Here is a 21,066-nt window from a genome sequence, read left to right as displayed (position 1 = left end):
GTCTGCTTTGGATGCTTCTCATGATCCGGTCACCCTCTGAAGAGCTGTGTGACCTTGTGTACGAGTTCATACACTCCGTAACCGAGTGGTAGCCCCACCCAGAGCCAGGCGAACACGGTGAGTGCGCGTCGGTGACCCGGCACGCGGCGGTCACTTGGCGGTGTGCTCGGCGGGCTGGTCATCGCCGGCCTCCCTCGGGACGGGGATGTGGTGGCGGGGGTGGACCGGGCGCACCAGCTCGTTGGCGACGAAGCCGAGGAGCAGCAACCCGATCATGATCGCGAAGGAGAGGCCGTAGAGCCCTGATCCGTGCCTGCCCGCCTCCTCCTGGTGGTCGGCCACCCGGTTCACGATGAGCGGGCCGAGGACGCCCGCCGTGGACCAGGCGGTGAGCAGCCTGCCGTGGATGGCGCCGACCTGGTAGGTGCCGAAGAGGTCCTTGAGATAGGCGGGGACGGTCGCGAAGCCGCCTCCGTAGAAGGAGAGGATCACCAGGGCGCAGACGATGAACAGCGGCTTCGAGGTGTCCCCGAAGCGGGCGATGAGCAGATACATGAGCGCGCCCGCGCCGAGATAGACGCGGTAGACGTTCTTGCGGCCGATCAGGTCGGAGGCCGAGGACCAGCCGATGCGCCCGGCCATGTTGGCGGCCGAGAGCAGGGCGACGAAACCGGCCGCGGCGGAGACCGAGACGGGTGTCGCGGTGTCGGCGAAGAAGTCCGTGATCATCGGGGCGGCCTTCTCCAGGATGCCGATGCCCGCGGTCACGTTCATGCACAGGACGACCCACAGGCACCAGAACTGCGGGGTGCGGACGGCCTGCCGCGCCGACACCTGCGGCCCGTCGAGCGTGCCGGGCGCGCCGGGCCTGTGGGCGCCCTCCGTACGGGGTACGCGGATCAGAAGCACGCCGAGCGTCATGAAGACCGCGTACGTGAGGCCGTGCACGAGGAAGGCGAGCGCGATGCCGTCCGAGTCCGCGCCGAAGGAGTCCAGCATCCGCGCGGACCACGGCGAGGCGATGAGCGCGCCGCCGCCGAAGCCCATGATCGCGATGCCGGTGGCCATGCCCGGACGGTCGGGGAACCATTTGATGAGGGTGGAGACGGGCGAGATGTAGCCGATGCCGAGGCCGATCCCGCCGACGAAGCCGTAGCCGAACACGATCAGCCAGTACTGGCGGGTCGCGGCGCCGAGCGCGGCGAGCAGGAAGCCCGAGGAGAAGCAGGCCAGGGCCACGGTCATCGCCCAGCGCGGGCCGTTGCGCTCGACGAGCGTGCCGCCGAAGGCGGCGGACAGGCCGAGCATGACGATGCCGAGCTGGAAGGGGAGCGCGCTCTGGGTGCCGCTGAGGTGCAGGGCGGATTCGAGGGGCGGCTTGAAGACGCTCCAGGCGTACGCCTGGCCGATGGACAGGTGCACCGACAGGGCTGCGGGCGGCACGAGCCAGCGGCTCCAGCCGGGGGGCGCGACGGGGGGCCTCATGATCCGGAACGCTAGGAAGCGGGCGGCGACTTGGGAAGGGGGCGCACGGTGCCGGCCGATGTCTGGTTCTCGTCCGCACGCACCCTTGCCCGTCGTGGCCCGTGGACCGCATCTGGCGGCCATGAGGCAGCACGGCGTACGTGTGCTGAGTCCGCGCGGCGACTTCACCGCCCGGGCGCACGCCACCGACGACCCGGCCGAGATCGGCCCGGTCGCCTTCGTCTTCCTCGGCCTGAAGGCCAACTCGTACGCGGCGTGCGGGCCGTCGATCGAACCGTTGCTGCACGGGAGTACCGCGGTGGTCGCCGCGCAGAACGGCATCCCCTGGTGGTACTTCCACCGGCACGGCGGCCCGCACGACGGCCACCGCCTGGAGAGCGTGGACCCGGGCGGCGCGGTCAGCGCGGTGCTCGCGCCCAAGCGGGCCGTCGGCTGCGTGGTCTACGTGGCCACCGAGCTCGAAGGGCCCGGCGTCGTACGCCACTTGGAGGGCGCCCGCTTCTCCATCGGCGAGCCGGACCGGTCCCGCTCGGCGCGCTGCGCCGCGTTCAGCGAGGCCATGGTGGCGGGCGGCCTGAAGTGCCCGGTCGAACGGGAGCTGCGCGGTGACATCTGGATCAAGCTGCTCGGCAACATCTCCTTCAACCCGATCAGCGCGCCGGTCCGGGCCACGATGCGCGACATGCGCCGGCACGGCGGCACCCGGCGCGTCATCGGGATCATGATGAAGGAGACGCTCGCCGTGGCCGCCGCCCTCGGCTGCGAGCCGGACATCTCCGTGGAGCGGCGTCTCGCGGGCGCCGAGCGGGTGGGTGACCACCGCACCTCCACCCTCCAGGATCTGGAGCGCGGCAGACCGCTGGAGCTGGACGTCCTGCTCGCGGCCGTCGAGTTGGCGGACATCACCGATGTCCCCGTGCCCACGCTCCGTACCGTCCACGCCATCTCGGACCTGCTCGCATTGAGGACCGCCGCATGAGCCGACGCGACCGAGTCCCCAAGACCTACACCCGCCTCACGCGCCCCATGGTCCGGGACTCCCGGGACGAGCCGTTCCGTCCGGCCACCTGGGACGAGGCGCTGGCCCGCACCGCGGATGGCGCAGAAGTTCCCGCGTGTCGTGATGGGCACGAACAACGTCGACTCCTGCAACCGCACCTGCCACGCGCCGAGCGTCGCGGGCCTGTCGGCCGCGTTCGGTTCGGGCGCGCGGCGGGACATCGGCGTACGAACGAATGACCGCCATCCCTCTCCAATTCCCGCGTCGGCTCGTGGAGTTCACCCTGGACGGGAGGGCGACACGCTCACCCCGAAGAACGCCTGCCGGGTGTGCCTGGTGGAGGTGGAGGGCGCCCGCACGGACACCGAGCGCACCCGCCACAGCCGAAGGCTCGTCCTCGAACTCCTCGCCTCAAGTATCGACTTGTCGACGACCCCGAAGGTCGCGGACTGGCTCAAGGAGTACGAGGCCTAGCCCGACCGCCTAGGCCCCGACGTGGCCCGGCTGAACGAGGAGCCCCGGGTCGACAACGACCTGTACGTGCGCGACAGCCGTCGCCGGGCGCGGTTTCGACGCCCGTATCGCCGTGGAGCACGACGCCCCGCTGACCGACTCGGCGTGCGTGTACTGCGGCGTCGGCTGCGACCTCACGCTGCACGTGCAGGACAATGAGATCGTGAAGGTCACCTCGCCGCACGACAACCGGGTGACCCACCGCAACCTCTGCATCAAGGGCCGCTTCGGCTACCAGCACGTACAGAACCGGGACTGATCAAGACATGGGACGAGTCACGGAGCGACGCAAGGTCATCCGGATCCGGGACGGGCACGTCTCCGAGCGGCCGGACACGTTGGTCGCCGAGGAACCCCTGGAGATCCGGCTGAACGGCAGGCCGCTCGCCATCACCATGCGCACGCCGGGCGACGACTTCGCGCTCGCGGCGGGTTTCCTGGTGAGCGAGGGGGTCTTCGGGAGCGCTGACGAGCTGTTGAACATCGTGTACTGCGCGGGGGCCACCGAGGACGGCTCGAACACATACAACGTGGTGGACGTGCGGACGGCGCCCGACGTCGTCCTGCCCGACATCACGCTGGAGCGGAACGTCTACACCACGTCGTCGTGCGGCCTGTGCGGCAAGGCGAGCCTCGACGCCGTGCGCACCACCGCGCGGTGGCCGATCGCCGACACTCCCCCGGTCCGCGTCGGGACCGAGCTGCTCGCGAGCCTCCCCGACCGGCTGCGCGAGTCGCAGCGCGTCTTCGACCGGACCGGAGGGCTGCACGCGGCGGCCCTGTTCGACGAGGAGGGCCGACTGCTCGACATACGGGAGGACGTGGGGCGGCACAACGCCGTCGACAAGCTCATCGGCCGGGCCCTTCAGGAAGGGCGGCTTCCGCTGTCGCGCGTGATCCTGCTCGTCTCGGGCCGCGCGTCGTTCGAGCTGGCGCAGAAGGCGGTGATGGCGGGCATTCCGGTACTCGCCGCGGTCTCCGCGCCGTCCTCGCTCGCGGTCGACCTGGCCGCCGAGACCGGTCTGACGCTGGTCGGCTTCCTGCGCGGCTCCTCCATGAACGTGTACGCGGGCGAGCACCGCGTCGCCCTGCGGACCGCGGCCACCCAGGGCTGACCCGGAACTCCCCGCCGCACGGCGGCACGGCCCCGGCCTGCGGGGAGCGCCCCCTGCGCCGGTAGGGCCGACTGCCTCAGTTCACCCCGGAGATCCGCGTGAGCATCTCCAGGAACCGCTCGCGCTCGGCTGCCGAAAGCGGCGCCAGGAGTTCGTCGTTGGCCCGCTCGGCCGCCTCGGCGCAGCGCGCCACGAGCCGCTTCCCCTTGGGGGTGATCGTGATCGCGTTCTTGCGGCGGTCGGCGGGGTCCGGGGCGCGGTCGACGAAACCCTCGGCCTGGAGGTCGTTGATCACGCCGACCATGTCCTTGGGGTCGAGCAGGACGCTGCGGCCCAGCTCCGCCTGAGCGACCGGTCCGAGGTCCGCTACGGCGGAGAGCACCACGTGGTGCCACATCTTCAGGCCCTCCTGGGCCAGCGCGTCGGCGACCAGGCCGCGGCCGCGGGCGGCCGCGCGGCCGAGCAGCCAGCTGGGGAGGGTGCGGATGGTGCTGGGAGCGGGCGGCGTCGTGGGCATGGGGGAAGCCTAGCGAAGAATCATTGGACTTCCCAACGGTAATGCGCTTACCGTTGGGCCTCCCAACGATTCCTGTCCCACTCTGGAGGTGGTGCGGATGCGTCGCGTCCGCTACGAGCGCCCCGGCGGCCCCGAGGTGCTGTTCCTGGAGGAGGCGCCCGTCCCCGAGCCGGGGCCCGGCGAACTGCTCGTGCGCGTCGAGGCGGCCGGTGTGACGCTGCCCGTCGTCCGCAAGGTCCGCGAACCCCGCGACCCGATCGCCCTGGGCGGCGAGGTCGCCGGGGAGGTCGTCGCGCTCGGCGAGGGCGTCACCGGCCACGCGCCGGGCGACCGCGTCACGGGCCTGGTCTTCGGGCACGGCTACGCCGACTACGCCCTGCTCCACACCGCGATGGCCTCCCCCGTGCCGGAGGGCGCGAGCGCGGTCGACGCGGTCGCGCTGGTCCGCTCCGGGCTCGTCGCATGGGGCGCGCTGGACGCCGCGCGGCCCGAGCCGGGTGAGGCCGCGCTCGTCACGGCCGCGGCGAGCGGCGTCGGCCACCTCGCCGTGCAGCTCGCGCGGGCGAGGGGGGCCGCGCGCGTCGTGGGTGCCGTCTCCGACCCCCGCAAGGCCGCCTTCGTGCGCGGTCTCGGCGCCGAAGACGTCATCACGTACGACCGTCAGGACTGGGGCGAGCCCGTCGACTACGCCCTCGACGCGGTCGGCGGCGACCTGCTCGCACCCGCGGTCGGATCCCTCGCCCCGCACGGCCGACTGGTGGCGTACAGCTCGGGCGGCGGCACTGTGGCGGCGTACGACCTGCTCGTCGGCGCGAAGTCGGTCATCGGCTTCCAGATGGCGCTGATCGCGCGCGGGAAGCCGGAGCTGTACGAGTCGTGGCGGCGCGAGCTGTGGCGGCTGTACGCGGCGGGCGAGCTGCGGCCCGCCGTGCACGCGTGCTTCTCGCTGGAGGACGCGGCGCTCGCCCATGCGGCGATCGAGGGGCGGAGCAACCTGGGGAAGGTGGTCCTTGTGCCGTAACGCTTGGCGTGAGCGGCGCGCGGTTCCTCCGGCGCACGGTTCTTGTGGGGTTCGGTGGCCCTCAGTACCGTCTGTGGCGCGGACGTAGGACGTGGGATGTCTGGATGTACGTCCGGGCGCCCAGTCGCCGCTGTCGCCGTCGCCGTCACCGTCGCCATCGCCAGGAAAGGCGGGCCGCACCATGTCGTCGAGTTCGAGCCTCCCCGTACGTCTCAGATACCTCAGATCCGTCGCCGCTGCCGTGGCCGCGGTCGCCGTCGGTGCCCTGCTGCCCGCGCCCTCCGCGCAGGCCGCGCCCTCCGCGCAAGCCGCGTCCGAGCGGACGCCGTCGTTCGAGCAACAGGTGCTGTTCAAGGCCTCCCAGGACCCGGGGTACGCCTGCTTCCGCATCCCGGCCGTCGTGCGGACGGTGCGGGGCACCCTGCTCGCCTTCGCCGAGGGGCGGGTCAACGACTGCAGCGACGCGGGCGACATAGACCTGGTGCTGAAGCGGTCCCACGACGGCGGACGCACCTGGGGCCCGCTCCAGGTCATCAACGAGGGCGCCGGTGACACGCACGGCAATCCGGCGCCGGTCGTGGACCGCGAGAGCGGCCGCGTCCTGCTTGCGGAGACGTACAACACCGGCCGCACGGACGGCAAGAACTGCGACATACCGTGCGACCGCACGCCCCACCTCCAGTACAGCGACGACGACGGCCACAGCTGGTCGCGGCCGCGCGACCTGAGCGACGAGATCCTGCCCGAGGAGTGGAACTCCTGGTATGCCACCGGTCCCGTACACGGCGTCCAGCTGTCCCGCGGCCGGCACGCGGGGCGGCTCGTCCTCGCCGTCAACGCCGAGACGTGGGACGGCAGCCGGATAAGCACCAACCACGCCGCGCTGGTCGTCAGCGACGACGGCGGTGACCACTGGAAGGTCGGCGCCACCGACTCGTATCCGACGAACTCGGACGGCACGTTCCGCCAGAAGCCGTCGGAGATGACCGTCACCGAACGGCCCGACGGCGCGCTCTACGTCAGCGGCCGTGAACAGGACGGCACCGACCTCGGGCACCGCACGCACACGGTGAGCCACGACGGCGGCGACACCTTCACCACGCCCTTCCGGGCGATCCCCGACCTCTACGCGCCCCAAGTGCAGTGCTCCACCCTCCAGTTCGGCAAGCGGATGCTGCTCGGCTGCCCCGGCGACCCCGACCGGCGCCGCACGATGGAGATCCGCTCCTCCTACGACGGCGGCCGCACCTGGGACAGCGTCGACCGGGGCACGACGGTGACCACGGACTGGTCCGGCTACTCCGACCTGGTGCGGGCCGACGGCGCGCACGTCGGCCTGATGTACGAGGGCGGCCCGGTCGACGCGCGCGACGAGATCCGCTTCGCCCGCTTCACCGAGGACTGGCTGAAGCCGCGCCGCGGCCCCGACCCGACGACCCGCGACCACGCCCCGGGGGCCCGTGCCGCCGCCGTGCTCGGCGGGGCGCGCGAGACAGAGGGGCGCTTCGGCGGCGCGCTCGCCTTCGACGGCACGGACGACGCCGTACGCCTCCCCTTCCGCCGCCGGCTACCCCTTCACACGGAGGACTTCACGGCCTCGTTGTGGTTCCGCTACTCGGCTACGACCGGTGAGCAGCCGCTGCTCTGGATGGGCGGCATCGGCACCAACCAGCCGCAGGTATGGCTGCGCGGCGAGCCCGCGAGCGACCGCGTCACCGGGCTGATCACCACGCGGGACGGCGCCACGCCCCCGAAGTCCGCTTCCGTGCGCACCACGAGGGCGTACAACGACGGCGAGTGGCACCATGTCGCGCTGCGCCGCGGCGACGGACGCCTGACGCTCTTCCTCGACGGCACGCACGTCACCACCGCCGACGTACCGGGCTCGGTCAGCCGCAACTCTCCCTTCGGTGTGCACATCGGGCAACGCATGGACAGCCGCGCCCACTTCACCGGGGCGATCGACGAGGTGCGGGTGTACGACAGGGCGCTGAACGACGCCGAGCTGGACACCCTGCGCACCAAGAACACCTCTGTGACACGGGACACCGTCGCCCGGCTCCCCATGGACCGCGTGCGCGGCAGCAACTAACGTCCCGGGCGTGTCAGCCCAAGAGCGTCGCGGCGGGGCGGGCGGCAGGATCTGGCTGGTCCTGCTGCTCGCCCTCGCCTGCGCGGCCGTCCTGCTCATCGCCCTCCCCGACGACGACCGGGAGGGCGACGACACGGACACGGCGTGCCGGCCCCGCACCGTGGCGTCCTGGTCCGCCGACCCCAAGACCACCGGCGAGTTCGCGCGCTACGGCGACGACGGGGCGCGGACCGACGACTGGACCGGCGGCGACGGCACCCACTCGGTGCGGCTGCCGGACGGGCGCGTGCTGTGGCTGTTCTCCGACACCTTCCTCGGCCAGGTCCACGCCCCGCCCAATCCGGCGGGCCAGCCCCACACCTGGCGTGACACGAACGCTCCCATGGTCCGCAACTCCGCCGTCGTCATGTCCCGCTCGGGCACCCTCCAGCGCACCCTGCCCGCCCCCCTCTTCGCCGACCCTGCGTCCCAGCAGTGGCGCTGGCCGGTGGCGGCCCGGGTCGAGCCCCGCTCGCCGGACTCGAACGAACAGGTCGTACGCGTCCTGCTGTGGAACCGCATGGCCAGCCAGGGCCCGTGGATCTACGGCGTCCCCCTGGCCACGGAGGTCGCCACGCTCTCCCTGCCGGACCTGCGCGTCGAGGGCATCGTGAAGGTGTCCGACCAGCAGCGGGTCGCGGACCCGGAGAAGCGGGTCCTGTACGGCGCGACGACGGTCGACGACGACGACTGGACGTACGTCTTCGGCGGCACGGACGCCCAGGCCACCTCGCGCCCCTCCTCGCACGCCCATGTCGCGCGCGTCCCGCACGGCAGGCTCGCCGAGCCCGCCGCCTGGGAGTACTGGGACGGCGACGAGTGGGGCCGCGAAGGCACGTCACGGCCGGTGCTCGGCGACGGCAGGCGCAAGGGGGTGGGCAGCGCGTTCACCGTGGTGCGGGAGGAGGGGACGTATGTGCTGTTCACCATGGCCGCGGGCACCGAGGGCCTGACCACCGTCACGTCGTACTGGGCCTGCTCCCCCACCGGGCCCTGGCACGGCCCCGCCAAGGCCTTCGAGGCGCCCCTGCCGCAGGACGCCGCGGCGCGCCAGGACACGGCCGCCTACAACCCGCAGGCCCATCCGGCGCTCGGCGGGGACGGGCGGGTGGTGCTCAGTTACGACGTGAACTGGCTGGACCCGGTGCCCGCGAGCGCGCAGGCGAACGTCAGCCGGAACGTGTCGCTGTACCGGCCGCGGTTCGTGTCGCTCCGGCTCGCGGCGCCGCGCTGACGGGCTCACCGGTGTCGAACTCCTCCAGGTCGCGCGAGCGGCGCTTGGCGATGACCGCGCAGACCATCAGCTGCATCTGGTGGAAGAGCATCAGCGGCAGGACGGCGAGGGAGGCGTGCGCCCCGAACAGGACGCTCGCCATGGGGAGCCCCGAGGCCAGGGACTTCTTCGACCCGGCGAACTGGATCGCGACGCGGTCGCCGCGGGCGAAGCCGAGCCGCTTGGCGCCGTACCAGGTCAGCGCCAGCATCACGGTGAGCAGCACCGCCTCGACGCCGAGCAGCGCGAGCAGCCGCAGCGGGGTCACCTGGTGCCAGATGCCCTGGACCATGCCCTGGCTGAAGGCGGTGTAGACGACGAGCAGGATCGACACGCGGTCCACGTATCCGAGAACTTTCTTGTGCCGGGCGAGGAAGCCGCCGACCCAGCGGCGCAGCAGCTGCCCGGCGACGAACGGCACAAGCAGTTGCAGCACGATCTTGAGGACGGAGTCCGCCGAGAAGCCGCCGCCCCTGCTGCCGAGCAGCGCCGCCGCGAGCAGGGGGGTCAGCAGGATTCCCGCGAGCGAGGAGAAGGAGCCCGCGCAGATCGCCGCGGGGACGTTGCCGCGGGCCATGGAGGTGAAGGCGATGGACGACTGGATCGTCGAAGGCACCAGTGTGAGGAAGAGGAACCCGCTGTAGAGGGCGGGGGTCAGGACGTGGGGGACGAGCCCCTTCGCCGCGAGCCCCAGCAGCGGGAAGGCGACGAACGTACAGGCGAGGACGGTGACGTGGAGCCGCCAGTGCTTGAGTCCGTCGAGCGCCTCCCGGGTGGAAAGACGTGCCCCGTAGAGGAAGAAGAGGAACGAGACGGCGGCGGTGGAGGCACCGGACGCGATCTCGGCGGCGGCGCCGCGGGCCGGTATGAGGGCCGCGATGCCCACGGTCGCGAGCAACGCCACGATGTACGGGTCGACCGGCATCCAGGACGGCCACTTCAGGCGTTTCACGGTGCTCCATGCTTTCGGTGGCTCGAAGACGAGTGGCCAGTGCGGGACGGACACGGAATACGCCCTCCCCCCCATGATCCTCCCGCCCGGCACGATCGGGAATCCCGCACACCGCTCTGACTGCCATCACGGAACGCGATGACCGCCACTAGGCTGGAGCACGTGTACGACCCTTCGCAGCTCCGCACCTTCCTCGCGGTCGCCCAGACACTGAGCTTCACGCGGGCCGCCCGCCGTCTCGGCCTGCGCCAGTCGACGGTGAGCCAGCATGTGCGCCGCCTGGAGGAGGCCATCGGACGGCAGCTGTTCAACCGCGACACGCACAGCGTCGAGCTGACCGAGGACGGCGAGGCGATGCTCGGCTTCGCCCGCCGCATCCTGGCGGTGCACGAGCAGGCGGCAGCGTTCTTCACACGGACGCGGCTCGGCGGGCGGCTGCGGTTCGGGGCGTCGGAGGACTTCGTCCTGACCCGGCTCACCGACATCCTGGAGTCCTTCCGGCACGACCACCCGGACGTCGACCTGGAGCTGACCGTCGAACTCTCCGGCACGCTGCACGAGCGGCTCGACGCGGGCAAGCTCGACCTGGTCCTCGCCAAGCGGCGGCCGGAGGACCCGCGCGGCGAGCTGGTCCGCCACGACGAGCTGGTCTGGATCGGCTCCGAGCGGCTGCGCCTCGACCCGGAACGGCCCGTGCCGCTGATCGTCTATCCCCCGCCGGGCATCACCCGCGCCCTCGCCTTCGAGGCGCTGGAGCGGCGCGGCCGCGCCTGGCGTGTGGCCTGCACAAGCGGCAGCCTCAACGGCCTGGTGGCCGCGGCCCGCGCGGGCCTGGGCGTGATGGCGCACTCGCGCGGCCTGATCCCGCCGGGCCTGGTCCGCGTCCCCGACCGGGCGGGCCTGCCGGAGCTCGGCCCGGTCGACTTCGTCCTGCTGCACGGCGAGCGGCGCGCGTCCGACCAGGGCGCCGCCGACGCGCTCGCGGCGGCGATCCTCGCGGGCGGGGACCGGCTGCGGCGCGACGCCGGCGCGGGGGGCGCGGGTAGGTGAGTTCCTTGAAGCGGCGCAGGAGGGGCGTCGACTCGATGTACCGCACGCCGTCGAGCGAGGTCGCGGAGACGTGGGCGACCTCGGGTTGCCCGGCCATCGCCCGCCCGACCTCGTCGAGGGCTCCGGGGCGGCAGTGATCCAGAGCAACGCGGCGGTGCTGAAGCCGAAGCACGCGGCGTCGTACTCGGTGTCGAGAGAGCGCGCCGGAGCCGAGCAGCGCGGCGACGCGGCGCTTGACGGAGGACTCGGAGCGGCCCGTGAGCCGCTGGAGTTCGGGGTAGGTGACGCGTCCGTCGCCCTTCAGAGCTACCACCAGGGGCTCGTCGTCGGGGGTGATGCGGGCGGGGCCGGGCGCAGGGCGGCGGCCTGTCCGTCGGTGAGCGGGCGGTGCTTGCCGATCCAGCCGGTGCGGCCGCCGAAGAAGCGGTGCAGGAGCTGGTACGGGTCCTGCCGAGCCGCGCGCTGTCGCGGCCGAGCACTCCGTGCGGGCGGCCTTCGCGGCGGGCCTGAACGGGGCGTCGCCGGCGGCGGGCGTCACCGGGATTGCCGCCGGGGTGCTGGTGCTCGTCATGGTGCGTACGTCGCGTCAGCGGCCGGGAGCCATGGGCGCGTCGGCCTCGGGTACACCGGGCGGCGTGCTCCGGGACGATCCGGAACACACCGCCCGGCGTTGGCCCGTAGGCGTCAGCTCGTGGGCGGGGTGATCTCCCGGGTGCACAGACGACGGTCCGTGGGTCCGGTGATCGCCTCGCCCGTCTCCAGAGAGAAGCTGGAGTGGTGCAGGGGGCAGGTGATGCGCAGCCGTGCGGCGTTCACATAGCCGTGGGCGAGGAAGCCCTTGCGGTGCGGGCAGGCCGCGTCCACCTCGAACTCCCGGCCGCCGACCCGCACACGGAGCTTGTCCTCACCCACCTGCTCGATGGTGGCGTCGTTCACTCAGGCCGCCTTGAGCGCGGAGGCGACCGCCGCCTCGGTGGCGCCGCCGATGACCTCACTGGCCATCTTGAACCCCGCCCACACCTTGACCGGCCGGAGATCGGCCTCGGCGTCGAACTCCCGTATCGCCACCTGGAGTTCCTTGGCGTGGAAGTGGTCGATGTGCAGGTGCTCGGTGTAGTAGCGGGCGCCCTTGAGGCCGAGCCGCTGCGCCGCGGTGGCGAAGCACTTGAAGGCGTAGAGGATGCTGGACTCCAGGTAGCACAGCGTGCCGAGGAAGTACTCGGGGCGCGGCGCCCGGGCGGCCGCCCAGAAGAACGTGTTGACGTACGCGTACGTCTCCTCGTTCGTACGGTCGAGATAGTCCTCGACCTCCAGGGACATGCCCAGCTCGGTCATCAGGTCGCGGTAGATGTTGAAGTGCGCCTGGTCGAGGTTTCCGCAGCCGAACTCGTCGATGAGCACCCGGAACACGGCCATCTTGGCCTTCTTCGGGAGCCGCCACACGATCGGCAGGAAGGACTCGGACTCGGTCAGGCCGTCCACCGCGAACTGCGCGACGACCTCCTTGAACTGCTCCAGGTCCAGGTCCTCCGCCATGACCCGCTCGAACTCCGGCGGGTCGGCCTCCTCGGCCTTGAGCAGTTCCTTCATCTGCCGGCCGAGCGCCGCGCGGTCCGGCAGGTCCGGCGCCGCGGCCTCGATCTCGCGGACCCGGGAGGCGATCAGCCGCTCTTCGAGTCCGTGCAGTTCACGCAGTTCTTCGGGGCTGGGGATGGTGCGGTTGAGGACGAACAGGCGGCTGCCCGCGGTGCGTTCCGCGGTGGTGCTCGCTGTCATGGGGCGCTCCTTCGCAAGGAGAGGTGAAGAGGGGGGTGAAAGGTGTCCGGCGTCCGGTGCCGCCGGCCGGTCAGCCGACGGCCAGCGCCGTGCTGATGACTCCGCGCCGGGCCAGCTCGGTCTTGACGTGCAGGTACCAGTCGTCCGCCAGCAGGCCGTACCGCTCGGACAGCTCGTCGATCCGCTCCTGGGAGACGCGGGAGAAGGACGTCACGGCCTCGTCGCAGGTGTCGGGTTCGAGGTTGGCCAGCGGGCCGACGAATCCCTGGACGCCGGGGACGTCGGCGATCTGGTGCTCCCAGCCCTGGAAGACAGGTACCGGCACGTCACCGGCGAGCAGTTCCTTGGTGAACTGGGCGTCGCCGCTGGACTCCTTGACGCCGATGACACCCGGCAGCGCGCACACCTCGCGCAGCGCGGTCACGTCCAGGTCCATCTTGGAGACCGCGTTCTCGTGGTAGACGAAGACGGGCAGCGGGCTCTTGTCGACGATCTCGCGGAAGTGCTCGACGAGCGTGGGACGCGGCGTGTCGGCGGCCGGGAAGGGCGGCGGCACCACGATCGCGTCGGCGCCCAGGGCCTCGGCGAGCGCGGCCCTCGCCAGTATTCCGGCGGGCCGCCCGACCTCGACCCCGGCGAGCACGGGGGCGCCGTCGGCGTGCTCGACGGTGAGGTGCACGATGTCGATCCACTGCTTGAGGGAGAGTTTCCAGCCCTCTCCGGTGCTGAGCGCCGGCATGTACCCCGCGACCCTCCCCCGCAGGCTGTCCATCAGCCGGGCGACGCTCTGCTCGCACACCTTGTGCCGTGCGTCGACGGGCGTCACCAACGGCACGACCGTGCCGCGCAGCTGCTTCAGCCGCTCCACGGCTGCGAACCGGTCGGCGGGGGCTTCAGACGGCGGCATGGTCGACCTCCAAGGTCAGGGACGTGCGGTACAGGGCGTCGAGTACGTCGTCGGCGTCGTCGAAGCGGACGGCGCCGCTCGCCCGCTCCGGGGCGCGCACCGGCAGCCCCTCGGCGGCGAGCGCGGTGAGCCGGGGGTTCACCGTGACCAGTTCACCCCCGGCGGCCAGCACGGACGCCAGCAGCATCCGCTCACGCAGCGCCAACAGATCGGTGGAAGCGGGCAGTTGGGCCAGCGCCTCCCAGTCGGCGGCGGTGTAGGAGCGTCGCCGGATCGGCATGAGGGAGTGCAGCACGTCCATGAAGGGGTAGTAGACGTCCTGCTCGTGGCGCGAGTAGCTCCACACCAGGTCGTCGCAGCGCCCGACCTCCTCGTACGTCATCACGACCGGCCGGCGCAGATGTTCGGCGAAGAAGGCGGCGCAGGCGGCGCGCACGGCCGCGTCGCGGCTGTGCATCCCCATGAACAGGGACGCGTCCACGTAGACGTCACGCGGCATAGCTGTCCACCGCCTCGCGCAGACGGGTGAGGGACGCCGCGAACTCCTGGGGGTCGCGGGCGAGCGCGATACGGACGTACCGCTCGCCGCGCTCCGGCTCGTTCCAGTAGAAGTACGTGCCGGGCAGTACGTAGACCTCGTACTGGATGAGGTGCGCCTGGAGCTCGGTCGCCTTGATCGTGTCGTCCGTGATCCGGAACCAGGCGACGCTGACGTTGACCGCAGGCTCCAGGTGTTCGAGGAGGCTGCCTTCCAGGGTCTTCAGGGCGGTCTCGCGGTTGCGGGTGATGACGTCGCGCACCGAGCCCATGCCGTCCTCGATGGAGTCCTCGACGTAGCGGGCGAGGAAGTTGAGGACGAACGGCGAGACGTCGAGCAGGACGCTGGTGTGGATGTTGTAGACGTCCTCGTACAGGTCCCGGCTGCAGGTCAGCAGGGCGCACTTGGCGTCCTGCAGCGGCCAGGTCTTGCCGGTGTCCTCCAGGGCTATGTAGCGCACCCCTGAGGTGTCGAGGAGTTCGTAGAGGTCGAACCGGCCGAAGCGCGGGTCGGCGAGGGCGAAGGCCGCGAAGCACAGGTCGACGACGAAGAGCTTGTCGTGGTCGACGCAGTAGCGGACGACTTCCTCGAAGCCCTTGCGGCCGTGGCTGAGCAGCGAGAAGCCGGTGGGGTTGTTGGGGTCCACGAGGAAGAGCGCGTCGGTGGTGACGGCCTCGGTGAGGCGGTCGTAGATGCGGTCGGCGTCGTGCAGGGCGTCCTCGGGGATCGGCACCGGGTGGACGCCGACGTTGCGCAGGACGTCGGGCAGATTGTCGAAGCAGGGTTCCACGAGGCTGACGCTGATCTCGTTGCGCCGCAGGTACATGCCCGCGACCAGGGTGGAGATGGAGGCCGCGTACGAGAGCATCGTGGACTCCGCGCGCACGCTGTTCTGGCCGTGCAACCGGAAGAAGACCTCCTTGAAGCGGTCCTCCAGGTCCGCCTGGCGGGTCTCCTCGGCTTCGTACCAGAGGGCGGGCAGGGCCTCGACGATTTCACGCTGGCCCGGGGACTGCTGCTGGTGCGTGTGGGCGTCGGCGAGGTTGAACCGGGTCTTCAGTGCCTGGATCTCGTGCTGAGTGAGGTCGAGAAGCTGCTCGGTCACAGGGTTCCTTGAGGGAAGAGGGCGACGCGCAACGCGCACGGGCCGACGGCGTGCCCGCACGGCACGGCGGCAGGGCCCGTTCGAGGACGTCGGTATCGGCATCGACGTAGGCGTCGGTATCGGCATCGACGTAGGCGCCGGTATCGGAAGAGTGGTCGAGATCTGCTCGGAAACGCGCGTCATCCACGCGGGGCGAAGCCGGGCCCGCACCCGGCTGGGCCGCAACAGGGTTTGCCTCTAAGGGTTTTGAACCTGGCGCGGCGCGACCACCGTGACGTACGTTAGACGATGATCGATCATCGCTCAACCCTCTGCCGACCCCATGTCAGTTCCGACCGGAGTTCCCATGTCAGGTGAGAGAGTCATCGAGTTCCCGGCGCCCGGCGCCTCGCTGAAACGCGTCCCTCTGAGCGAACAGGTGCGGCGCACCCTTCTCGACGGGTTGCTCAACGGCCGCTGGCGCCCCGGCGACCGCATCATCGAGCGGCACATCGCCCAGGAGCTCGACGTCAGCCACGGCCCCGTGCGCGAAGCGCTGCGCGACCTCCAGGCCATGCAGCTCGTGGACATGATCCCCAACAAGGGTGTACGAGTAAGGGAGTTGACCCCGGACTATCTGACCTCGGTCTATCCGGTACGCGCGGCCCTGGAGCGCCTCGCCGGCCAGCTGGCCGTACGCCGGCTCGCCGGGGACGTGTCGGAGCTGGAGCCGCACCTGGAGCTGCTGCACCAAGCGGCGCGGGACGGGGACGCCGACCTCCAGATCCACTGCGCCGTCGAGTTCCACCGGGAGATCGTCCGCTCCGCCGGGAACGAAGTGCTGCTGCGCAACTGGGAGTCCCTGGCCATCGAGCTGTGGACCCGCCTCTCCCTGAAGTGGCTGCGCACGGAACTGCACGAGAACGCCGAGGACCACGTCGCCATCGTGGACGCCTTTCGACGCCAGGACCCCTACGTGGGCCGGATGCTCGAACTGCACGTCCTGGACTACGCACACGACCGATAGGAACGACGCCATGACCACCACCCCGCACCCGCGTGAGCGGGTCGCGCCCGGCACCATCACCGTGTTCTCCGACATCTGGTGCTCGTTCGCCCACGTGGGCCTGCATCGGCTGCACACCACGCGGGCCAGGCTCGGCCTTGAGGAGCGGGTCCGCTTCGACCACCGGGCATTCCCCCTGGAGCTTTTCAACAACGGGCCGAGCCCCCGGCCGGGCACGGACTCCGAGGTCGGCGGGGTGGCGCACATCGAGCCCGACGCGGGCTGGCAGCTGTGGCGGGCGCCGGACTGGAAGTTCCCCTCCTCGTCGCTGCCGGCGCTGGAAGCCGTCCAACTGGCCAAGGCGCAGGGCCTGGCGGCCTCCGAGCGGCTCGATCTCGCGCTGCGCCGGGCCTTCTGGGCCGAGAGCCGGTCCATCGGTGCCCGCGCGGTGGTGGTGGACGTGGCGGAGCAGACGCCGGGCGTCGACGCGGCCGCGATCGCCGAGGGTCTTGACGACGGGCGGGCGCGCCGCGTCATCATGGAGGACTTCGAGTGCGCACGGGAGCATCAGGTGCAGTGCAGTCCGCACCTGTATCTGCCGGACGGCTCCGACTGCGCCAATCCCGGCGTGACGGCCCGCTGGCACGGCAAGTACGGCACGGGATTCCCTGAAGTGACGGGCAACGACCCGAAGGTCTATGAGGAGTTGCTGCTGCGGGCCGCCGGGTGATCTGCCCCCAGGGCCCCGCCGGTCTCGCATGGTGAGAAATGATCGATCATCGCTCATTACTGACCAGTAGGTGTTGACTGCATCTACCAGCGACTTCTACGTTCTGCATTACGGAAACGCGCTTCCGCATGACGAAATATGTGGGAGCGGCGTCATCGCGGTGCACGTCACCGCCCTCGTACACCGGCCGGACCACCCGCATATCCGGCCCCCACTCCTCACCCAGGAACGCGAAAGGGGATCATCCGTGTCCCAGCTCGACCAGCTTCCCGACAAGGACCCGTCCGAGGTCGCCGAGTGGCGTGAATCCCTCGACGCCGCCGCCGGATTCGGAGGCCCGCGACGGGCCGCGCAGCTGCTGCAGCGCGTCAACGAACACGCGCGGCGCACCGGAATCGACGTCCCGCCGTTCCTGGAGACGCCGTACATCAACACCATCCCCACCGCCGCCGAACCGACCTACCCCGGCGACGAGGAGCTGGAACGGAAAATCACCGCGTGGAACCGCTGGAACGCGGCCGCGATGGTCACGCGCGGCAACCAGCGCGGCGGCCTCGGCGGGCACATGGCCACCTTCGCCTCGGCGGCCTGGCTCTATGAGGTGGGCTTCCAGCACTTCTTCCGCGGCAAGGAGGCGGACGGCTCCGGTGACCAGCTCTACGTCCAGGGGCACGCCTCCCCTGGTGTCTACGCCCGCGCGTTCCTCGAAGGGCGCCTGAGCGAGGGCCAGTTGGACCGCTTCCGCCAGGAGGCGGGCGGTGACGGACTGCCCTCCTACCCGCATCCGCGCCGCCTGCCCTGGTTGTGGGAGTTCCCGACCGTCTCCATGGGCCTCGGCCCGCTGTCGGCCATCTACCAGGCACGGTTCAACCGCTACCTGACCAACCGCGGCATCAAGGACACGTCCGGTTCGCACGTGTGGGCGTTCCTCGGTGACGGCGAGATGGACGAGCCGGAGTCCACGGCGGCCCTCGCGCTCGCCTCGCGCGAAGGCCTGGACAACCTCACCTTCGTCATCAACTGCAACCTCCAGCGCCTCGACGGTCCCGTCCGCGGCAACTTCAAGATCGTGCAGGAGCTGGAGCGGCAGTTCCGCGCGGCCGGCTGGAACGTCGTCAAGTCCCTGTGGGGCCAGGCCTGGGACGGCCTGCTCGCCGAGGACACCGACGGCGCTCTGGCCCATCGGCTCGGGAGCGTCCCCGACGGTCAGTTCCAGACCTTCGCGGCGCGCGACGGCGCGTACATCCGCGAGCGGTTCCTCGGCGCGGACCCCGCGCTCGCCCCGCTCGGCGACCGGCTGAGCGACGCGCGGCTCGAAGAGATCGTCGGGACGTCGCGGGCCGGCCACGAGCCGCGCAAGGTGTACGCCGCCTACCGCGCCGCCCTGGAACACAAGGGCGCGCCCACCGTCGTCCTGGTCCAGACGGTCAAGGGCTGGACGCTCGGCCCCGGCTTCGAGTCGCGCAACGCCAACCACCAGATGAAGAAGCTCTCGGGCAAGGAGTTCCGCGCCATGCGGGACCTGCTCGAACTGCCCATCCCCGACCGGGCCTTGGACGACACCCTGGTGCCCTACTGGCACCCCGGAGCCGACTCCCCGGAGGCCAGGTACCTCCAGGAGCGCCGCGCCGCCCTCGGCGGCCCCGCCCCGGCCCGCAAGATCACCCCCAAGCCACTGCCGCTGCCGTCCGCCAAGCCCTTCGACGCGCTGAAGAAGGGCTCGGGCAGCCAGGAGATCGCCACGACGATGGCGTTCGTCCGGCTGGTGAAGGAGCTGATGCGGGACAAGGAGACCGGCAAGCGCTGGGTGCCCGTCGTCCCCGACGAGGCCCGCACCTTCGGCATGGAGTCACTCTTCCCCTCGGCCGGGATCTACTCGCCGGTCGGCCAGACCTACGACCCGGTCGACCGCGACCAGCTCCTCTACTACAAGGAGTCCAAGGACGGCCAGATTCTCAACGAGGGGATAACGGAGGCGGGTTCACTGGCCTCGCTGACGGCCGCGGCGACGTCGTACGCGACGCACGCCGAGCCGATGATCCCCTTCTACATCTTCTACTCGATGTTCGGCTGGCAGCGGACGGCTGATCAGTTCTGGGCGCTGGGGGACCAGTTGGGCCGGGGCTTCGTCATCGGGGCGACGGCGGGGCGCACCACGATGACCGGTGAGGGCCTCCAGCACGCCGACGGGCACTCGCATCTGATCGCCTCCACCAACCCGGCCGCGATCAGCTACGACCCGGCCTTCGCGTACGAAGTCGCCGTCATCGTCCGTGAGGGGCTGCGCCGTATGTACGGCCCGGACGCCGAGGACGTCTTCTACTACCTCACCGTCTACAACGAGACGAAGGTCCAGCCACCCATGCCGTCCGGCGAGGGCGTGGAGGAGGGCATCCTGCGCGGCCTCTACCGTTACCAGGAGGCCACGGACGTGGCCGCCGACGCACCGCGCCTCCAGCTCCTGGCCTCCGGCACCGCGATCCACTGGGTCCTGGAGGCCCAGCGGCTCCTGCGCGAGGAGTGGGGCGTCGCGGCCGACGTGTGGTCCGCCCCGTCCTGGACGGAGCTGCGGCGCGAGGCACTCGACGCGGAGGCGGAGAACCTCCGCGCGGCCACCGCGGGCGAGGGCGCCGGGGGCCGCGTCCCCTACGTCACGCGTGCGCTGGCCGGTGCCCCCGGGCCGGTCGTCGCCGTCAGCGACTGGATGCGGGCGGTGCCCGATCAGATCAGCCCCTGGGTGGAACAGGACTGGACGTCCATCGGCACGGACGGCTACGGCCTCTCCGACAGCCGGGAGAACGTCCGCCGCCACTTCGGCGTGGACGCCCCCTCGATCGTCGTCGCCGCCCTCGCCACGCTGGCCCGGCGCGGCGAGGTCAAGCAGGAGACGGTACGTCAGGCCGCCGCGCGCTACGGAGTGGAGGCGTGACCATGCCCGACGAGGTCATCACCCTGCCCGCCCTCGGCGAATCCGTCACTGAGGGCACGGTCACCCGCTGGCTCAAGGAGGTCGGCGAGGAGGTCGCGGCCGACGAGCCCCTCCTTGAGGTCTCGACGGACAAGGTCGACACGGAGATTCCCTCGCCGGTGGCGGGGGTGCTTCTCGAAATCGTGGTGGGCGAGGACGAGACGGCAGCGGTGGGCGCGAAGCTGGCGGTCGTGGGGGCGGCGGCGGCTTCGGTGACTGCCCCTCCGGTTACGTCGACCGCTGGAACCTCGGCTCCGGCTGCCCATGCCGAGCAGGAGGCCCCGGCTCAGGCCGGTGCCCTGACGGCGTCCGCCACTCCGGCTGCCGCTCCGGCTCCGGCCAAGGACGAGGCCCCGGCCCGGCCCGCCGCCCCGGCCACACCCGCGGCTCCCGCAGCTCCAGCCAGCGGCCTGGCCAAGCAGGAGCCCCCGGCACAGACTGGCGCCCCGGCGGCCTCCACCACTCCGGCTGCCGCTGTGGCTTCGGCTTCGGCTTCGGCTTCGGCCAAGCAGGAGCCCCCGGCACAAGCCGCCGCCCCGGCGGGCCCCACTGCTCCGGCTCAGCCCGCGGCTCCGGCCCAGGCCGCCGCAGCCGCCCCCGTCGACAACGGCACCTACGTAACCCCCCTCGTCCGCAAGCTCGCCTCCGAGAACGGCGTGAGTCTCTCCGAAGTCAAGGGCACCGGCGTCGGTGGCCGCATCCGTAAGCAGGACGTCGTCGCCGCCGCCCAGGTCAAGAGGGAAACCGCCCCGGCACGGGACAGCGGCTCAAGCACGGTCTCCCCCCTGCGCGGTCAGACCGTGAAGATGACCCGCATGCGCAAGGTCATCGGCGACAACATGATGAAGGCCCTGCACTCGCAGGCCCAGCTGACCTCGGTCGTCGAGGTCGACATCACCAAGCTGATGAAGCTGCGCGCCAAGGCCAAGGACTCCTTCGCCGCCCGCGAGGGCGTCAAGCTCTCGCCGATGCCGTTCTTCGTCAAGGCCGCCGCCCAGGC

19 protein-coding genes and 2 pseudogenes are annotated in these 21,066 nt (G+C 71.2%); 12 read left to right on the top strand and 9 right to left on the bottom strand.

Going from position 1 to position 21,066, the window contains the following annotated elements; genetic code table 11:
- Window positions 1–29: 29 nt before the first annotated feature.
- Both ACWDVB_RS26630 and ACWDVB_RS26625 read right to left on the bottom strand, forming a co-directional pair.
- On the bottom strand, window positions 30–182 hold the full coding sequence (locus tag ACWDVB_RS26630; protein WP_451517259.1) for an MFS transporter small subunit: 153 nt from the start codon (window positions 180–182) through the stop codon (window positions 30–32).
- Window positions 151–1,485, bottom strand: coding sequence for an OFA family MFS transporter (locus tag ACWDVB_RS26625; protein WP_451517260.1), 1,335 nt, complete (start codon window positions 1,483–1,485; stop codon window positions 151–153). The genes ACWDVB_RS26630 and ACWDVB_RS26625 overlap by 32 nt, the downstream gene beginning before the upstream one ends.
- Before the next feature lie 58 nt (window positions 1,486–1,543).
- Between ACWDVB_RS26625 and ACWDVB_RS26620 the strand changes: the two genes are divergently transcribed.
- From ACWDVB_RS26620 to fdhD, 4 genes and pseudogenes are all read left to right on the top strand, one after another.
- Window positions 1,544–2,464 (top strand): 2-dehydropantoate 2-reductase, encoded by a 921-nt coding sequence (locus tag ACWDVB_RS26620; RefSeq protein ID WP_451517261.1) that lies wholly within the window; start codon window positions 1,544–1,546, stop codon window positions 2,462–2,464.
- Window positions 2,461–2,692 (top strand): annotated as a pseudogene (locus ACWDVB_RS26615) (formate dehydrogenase); the annotation flags it as partial. The gene ACWDVB_RS26620 and the pseudogene ACWDVB_RS26615, both read left to right, overlap by 4 nt.
- Window positions 2,693–2,720: 28 nt before the next feature.
- Window positions 2,721–3,257 (top strand): annotated as a pseudogene (locus ACWDVB_RS26610) (hypothetical protein).
- Between the two features lie 7 nt (window positions 3,258–3,264).
- Window positions 3,265–4,113 carry a formate dehydrogenase accessory sulfurtransferase FdhD gene (fdhD, locus tag ACWDVB_RS26605; protein ID WP_451517262.1) on the top strand — a complete coding sequence of 283 codons (849 nt, stop codon included), beginning with the start codon at window positions 3,265–3,267 and terminating at the stop codon, window positions 4,111–4,113.
- Between the two features lie 76 nt (window positions 4,114–4,189).
- On the opposite strand, the gene ACWDVB_RS26600 is transcribed toward fdhD, so the two are convergent.
- The gene (locus ACWDVB_RS26600; RefSeq protein ID WP_451517263.1) at window positions 4,190–4,630 is read right to left on the bottom strand and encodes a MarR family winged helix-turn-helix transcriptional regulator; all 441 of its coding nucleotides are present in this window, start codon (window positions 4,628–4,630) and stop codon (window positions 4,190–4,192) included.
- A gap of 97 nt (window positions 4,631–4,727) precedes the next feature.
- Between ACWDVB_RS26600 and ACWDVB_RS26595 the strand changes: the two genes are divergently transcribed.
- The 3 genes from ACWDVB_RS26595 (at window position 4,728) to ACWDVB_RS26585 (ending at window position 9,016) form a co-directional block, all read left to right on the top strand.
- Complete coding sequence (locus tag ACWDVB_RS26595; RefSeq protein WP_451517264.1) at window positions 4,728–5,651, top strand: quinone oxidoreductase family protein; 924 nt, start codon at window positions 4,728–4,730, stop codon at window positions 5,649–5,651.
- A 181-nt stretch (window positions 5,652–5,832) separates the two neighbouring features.
- A complete protein-coding gene (locus tag ACWDVB_RS26590) occupies window positions 5,833–7,743 on the top strand; it encodes an exo-alpha-sialidase (protein WP_451517265.1) in 1,911 nt (636 codons plus the stop codon).
- A 10-nt stretch (window positions 7,744–7,753) separates the two neighbouring features.
- Window positions 7,754–9,016, top strand: coding sequence for a DUF4185 domain-containing protein (locus tag ACWDVB_RS26585; protein WP_451517266.1), 1,263 nt, complete (start codon window positions 7,754–7,756; stop codon window positions 9,014–9,016).
- Here the strand turns inward: ACWDVB_RS26585 and ACWDVB_RS26580 are convergent.
- On the bottom strand, window positions 8,952–10,007 hold the full coding sequence (locus ACWDVB_RS26580) for a bile acid:sodium symporter family protein (RefSeq protein ID WP_451517267.1): 1,056 nt from the start codon (window positions 10,005–10,007) through the stop codon (window positions 8,952–8,954). The genes ACWDVB_RS26585 and ACWDVB_RS26580 overlap by 65 nt on opposite strands.
- Window positions 10,008–10,169: 162 nt before the next feature.
- On the opposite strand from ACWDVB_RS26580, the gene ACWDVB_RS26575 reads away from it, so the two are divergent.
- Window positions 10,170–11,057 carry a LysR substrate-binding domain-containing protein gene (locus ACWDVB_RS26575; protein WP_451517280.1) on the top strand — a complete coding sequence of 296 codons (888 nt, stop codon included), beginning with the start codon at window positions 10,170–10,172 and terminating at the stop codon, window positions 11,055–11,057.
- A gap of 684 nt (window positions 11,058–11,741) precedes the next feature.
- Here ACWDVB_RS26575 and ACWDVB_RS26570 read toward each other — a convergent pair.
- From ACWDVB_RS26570 to ACWDVB_RS26550, 5 genes are all read right to left on the bottom strand, one after another.
- Window positions 11,742–11,993, bottom strand: coding sequence for a Rieske (2Fe-2S) protein (locus ACWDVB_RS26570; protein ID WP_451517268.1), 252 nt, complete (start codon window positions 11,991–11,993; stop codon window positions 11,742–11,744).
- The gene (locus ACWDVB_RS26565) at window positions 11,994–12,833 is read right to left on the bottom strand and encodes an iron-containing redox enzyme family protein (protein WP_451517269.1); all 840 of its coding nucleotides are present in this window, start codon (window positions 12,831–12,833) and stop codon (window positions 11,994–11,996) included.
- Between the two features lie 70 nt (window positions 12,834–12,903).
- On the bottom strand, window positions 12,904–13,740 hold the full coding sequence (locus tag ACWDVB_RS26560; protein ID WP_451517270.1) for a dihydrodipicolinate synthase family protein: 837 nt from the start codon (window positions 13,738–13,740) through the stop codon (window positions 12,904–12,906).
- On the bottom strand, window positions 13,727–14,239 hold the full coding sequence (locus ACWDVB_RS26555) for a DUF6190 family protein (protein WP_451517271.1): 513 nt from the start codon (window positions 14,237–14,239) through the stop codon (window positions 13,727–13,729). Before ACWDVB_RS26555 ends, ACWDVB_RS26560 begins: the two co-directional genes overlap by 14 nt.
- On the bottom strand, window positions 14,229–15,383 hold the full coding sequence (locus tag ACWDVB_RS26550) for an aminotransferase class I/II-fold pyridoxal phosphate-dependent enzyme (protein WP_451517272.1): 1,155 nt from the start codon (window positions 15,381–15,383) through the stop codon (window positions 14,229–14,231). The genes ACWDVB_RS26555 and ACWDVB_RS26550 overlap by 11 nt, the downstream gene beginning before the upstream one ends.
- Window positions 15,384–15,729: 346 nt before the next feature.
- On the opposite strand from ACWDVB_RS26550, the gene ACWDVB_RS26545 reads away from it, so the two are divergent.
- The 4 genes from ACWDVB_RS26545 to ACWDVB_RS26530 all read left to right on the top strand — a co-directional run.
- Window positions 15,730–16,389, top strand: a complete 660-nt coding sequence (locus tag ACWDVB_RS26545) for a GntR family transcriptional regulator (RefSeq protein WP_451517273.1) — start codon at window positions 15,730–15,732, stop codon at window positions 16,387–16,389.
- 10 nt (window positions 16,390–16,399) lie between these two features.
- Window positions 16,400–17,098 (top strand): DsbA family oxidoreductase, encoded by a 699-nt coding sequence (locus ACWDVB_RS26540; protein ID WP_451517274.1) that lies wholly within the window; start codon window positions 16,400–16,402, stop codon window positions 17,096–17,098.
- 247 nt (window positions 17,099–17,345) lie between these two features.
- Window positions 17,346–20,027, top strand: a complete 2,682-nt coding sequence (gene aceE, locus ACWDVB_RS26535) for a pyruvate dehydrogenase (acetyl-transferring), homodimeric type (RefSeq protein ID WP_451517275.1) — start codon at window positions 17,346–17,348, stop codon at window positions 20,025–20,027.
- A 2-nt stretch (window positions 20,028–20,029) separates the two neighbouring features.
- Window positions 20,030–21,066, top strand: a 1,037-nt coding sequence (locus ACWDVB_RS26530) for a biotin/lipoyl-containing protein (protein WP_451611998.1), incomplete at its 3' end; no start/stop codon positions are given.

Source organism: Streptomyces sp. NPDC003379 (genome assembly GCF_053589195.1).
The sequence above is the reverse complement of the archived record's forward strand: the minus strand, read 5'-3'. Positions and strand labels throughout refer to the sequence as shown.

Bases quoted from the DNA above. Each gene is read 5' to 3' on its own strand.
- ACWDVB_RS26630 (WP_451517259.1), bottom strand. From the start codon at position 182: ATGACCAGCCCGCCGAGCACACCGCCAAGTGACCGCCGCGTGCCGGGT.
- ACWDVB_RS26625 (WP_451517260.1), bottom strand. From the start codon at position 1,485: ATGAGGCCCCCCGTCGCGCCCCCCGGCTGGAGCCGCTGGCTCGTGCCG.
- ACWDVB_RS26620 (WP_451517261.1), top strand. From the start codon at position 1,544: ATGTCTGGTTCTCGTCCGCACGCACCCTTGCCCGTCGTGGCCCGTGGA.
- fdhD (WP_451517262.1), top strand. From the start codon at position 3,265: ATGGGACGAGTCACGGAGCGACGCAAGGTCATCCGGATCCGGGACGGG.
- ACWDVB_RS26600 (WP_451517263.1), bottom strand. From the start codon at position 4,630: ATGCCCACGACGCCGCCCGCTCCCAGCACCATCCGCACCCTCCCCAGC.
- ACWDVB_RS26595 (WP_451517264.1), top strand. From the start codon at position 4,728: ATGCGTCGCGTCCGCTACGAGCGCCCCGGCGGCCCCGAGGTGCTGTTC.
- ACWDVB_RS26590 (WP_451517265.1), top strand. From the start codon at position 5,833: ATGTCGTCGAGTTCGAGCCTCCCCGTACGTCTCAGATACCTCAGATCC.
- ACWDVB_RS26565 (WP_451517269.1), bottom strand. From the start codon at position 12,833: ATGACAGCGAGCACCACCGCGGAACGCACCGCGGGCAGCCGCCTGTTC.
- ACWDVB_RS26560 (WP_451517270.1), bottom strand. From the start codon at position 13,740: ATGCCGCCGTCTGAAGCCCCCGCCGACCGGTTCGCAGCCGTGGAGCGG.
- ACWDVB_RS26555 (WP_451517271.1), bottom strand. From the start codon at position 14,239: ATGCCGCGTGACGTCTACGTGGACGCGTCCCTGTTCATGGGGATGCAC.
- ACWDVB_RS26545 (WP_451517273.1), top strand. From the start codon at position 15,730: ATGTCAGGTGAGAGAGTCATCGAGTTCCCGGCGCCCGGCGCCTCGCTG.
- ACWDVB_RS26540 (WP_451517274.1), top strand. From the start codon at position 16,400: ATGACCACCACCCCGCACCCGCGTGAGCGGGTCGCGCCCGGCACCATC.